General features: G+C 53.4%; 3 protein-coding genes. All 3 read left to right on the top strand.

Translation table 11 applies throughout. The features are described from left to right. The coding region (locus tag OP495_RS17310; RefSeq protein ID WP_280570989.1) for a hypothetical protein at positions 1–299 on the top strand (299 nt) is incomplete at its 5' end. A gap of 72 nt (positions 300–371) precedes the next feature. After that, positions 372–1745, top strand: coding sequence for a type I-F CRISPR-associated protein Csy1 (gene csy1, locus OP495_RS17305; protein ID WP_280570988.1), 1374 nt, complete (start codon positions 372–374; stop codon positions 1743–1745). Then, the coding region (locus OP495_RS17300; protein ID WP_280570986.1) for a type I-F CRISPR-associated protein Csy2 at positions 1738–2169 on the top strand (432 nt) is incomplete at its 3' end. The genes csy1 and OP495_RS17300, both read left to right, overlap by 8 nt.

Raw genomic sequence — 2169 nt, 5'->3', positions numbered from 1 at the left:
CCGACGAAGGCGGCGAAACCTGGACACTGCATCGCGTGGAAGATGGCGCCAAACGTGGCGAAACGCTCTACGTAGAAGTCGAAGAAAGCCTGATGGCGCGGATAGACCTGGCGCATGAACGGGGCGAGCGCATTCAGCCTTGGGGCGCCGATGACTACCTGACGGCGCTTGCCGATCTCGCCGAGGAGTTGGATATCTCGCTCGATAAAGCCGCACGCACGTTCGGCATCGTCAATGCACCCGAGAGCACGCATGGGTGGCGCTATCATTCCGTGTTGGGGGTTGTGAAAAAGGGATGAGTGAATTTGCAAGTAAAGCGATATAGGGTGGAAGGTAAACTAATGTTAAACGTGTGTCGATTAGGATGAACTATGACAATGACACTACAAGCGGCGGGGATACGCGAGGTGATCGAGCGTTTCATACAAGAACGCTTCGATACCAAAGCGGAAAAGCTGGCTCCCGATGATCCCAAGTACCAAGCTTTGGTTGAACAGTTTCAGCGTGAAACCTGGCTCAATGATGCTGCGCGGCGCGTAACTCGCTTACAAGTCGTAACTCATTCCCTCAAGCCTATTCATCCAGATGCAAAGGGCTCTAATCTTTATGCGCCCCCCGAGTCTCTGACTAAACATCAAGGGGTGGGAAGCCATGTGTTATCAGCGTATTTCGATGGCGATGTCGTAGGCGACGCCGCTGCACTCGATGTCTATAAACTCCTGAAGCTCGAGTACGACGCCAAATCACTGCTGGAGCGAGTGCTGGAGGAAGACGCCGAGCTAGCGCATGCATTGAGCGACGACGCGGAGCTGTCACAAGCGTGGATGAAAGCCTTTGCTGGCATTACCGAGCCACGTGGTAAAAACGCCTCCCACACACTTGCCAAACAAATGTACTGGTTGATAGGTGAAGATGCCGTAGATGACGATGACTTCCATCTATTGGCGCCGCTCTATGCGACCTCGCTGGCGCATCGAGTCTTTCAGACGATCAATCATGACCGATTTAGTGACGAGGCCAAGGAGGCCCGCAAGGCCAAACGCGAAGGGGAGCTGGGCGCACAAGAAGTGCACGATTATCCCAATCTTGCCGTCCAAAAAATGGGTGGCAACAACAAACAAAATATTTCGCAACTGAATAGTGAGCGGGGCGGCAACAACTATTTATTGGCGTCGTTGCCGCCTGCCTGGGACTCACAGGAAATCCGTCCACCATTAAAGATAGAGTCCGTGCTGTCCCGTCGTGGAATGTTCGGTCGACGCAAGGAAGTACGGGAATTGGTCGGAGGTTTGAAACGCCTTCTTGATAGTTCCCCTGGTACGAACATGCAGACACGTGATCTACGCGATGATTACACCGCAATGATCCTGGATGAACTCGCGCTATTCACGATGCAGATGCATGGACTTCCACCGGGCTGGAGCGCCGACCAAAACTGCCGCCTGGCGATAGAAGAAGCCTTCTGGCTGGATCCTGGACGTGCAAAAGAGGATGCCGAGTTCCGTAAGGCGCGTCATGAATCTGACTGGCCGGACGAAGTTCGCCAGCGTTTCGCCAATTGGCTTAACGAGGCGCTCGGCGGAAAGTTGCCGCTAGGAGATGTCGAGTTTCGTCACTGGAAGAAAAAACTCGGTCAAGATACTTCTCATCAGCAACTGCTGGATAAGGATCATCGCTGGATGGCCGTTCTGATGGAAGAACTCGATGATCTGGATGAGCTTCAAGGAGGTGAAGACGATGAGTGACGTTAATAACCTTCTGGTGCTGCCGCGCTTACGTGTACAAAACGCCAATGCGATTTCCAGCCCGATGACGTGGGGCTTTCCGGCCATGAGTGCCTTTGTGGGCATGATGCATGCACTGGAACGCAAGCTGGCTGCGGCGGATATCAACGTATCGCTGGATCGTATTGGGGTGATATGTCATGACGTCGAGGCACAAGCGACCGAAGGCGGTTATACCCACACCTTTCACCTCACGCGTAATCCCCTTTCAACATACGCTGAGAAAAAGAAAATAAATACGGATGGGAGCTTTACGACGCCTTCTTTTGTTGAGGAAGGGCGTGTCCATCTGGACATCACCCTGATATTTGCGATCACTGCCAAGGCGACGGACGAGCAGCGTCAGCAGATTGCACAACAAGCGGGGGATATCGTGGCCGGTATG

This window comes from Chromohalobacter sp. 296-RDG, from assembly GCF_029889885.1.
Lineage (GTDB): Bacteria > Pseudomonadota > Gammaproteobacteria > Pseudomonadales > Halomonadaceae > Chromohalobacter.
The sequence above is the reverse complement of the archived record's forward strand: the minus strand, read 5'-3'. Positions and strand labels throughout refer to the sequence as shown.

Excerpts from the sequence above, each read along its gene's own strand:
- csy1 (WP_280570988.1), top strand. The coding sequence starts at position 372 with ATGACAATGACACTACAAGCGGCGGGGATACGCGAGGTGATCGAGCGT.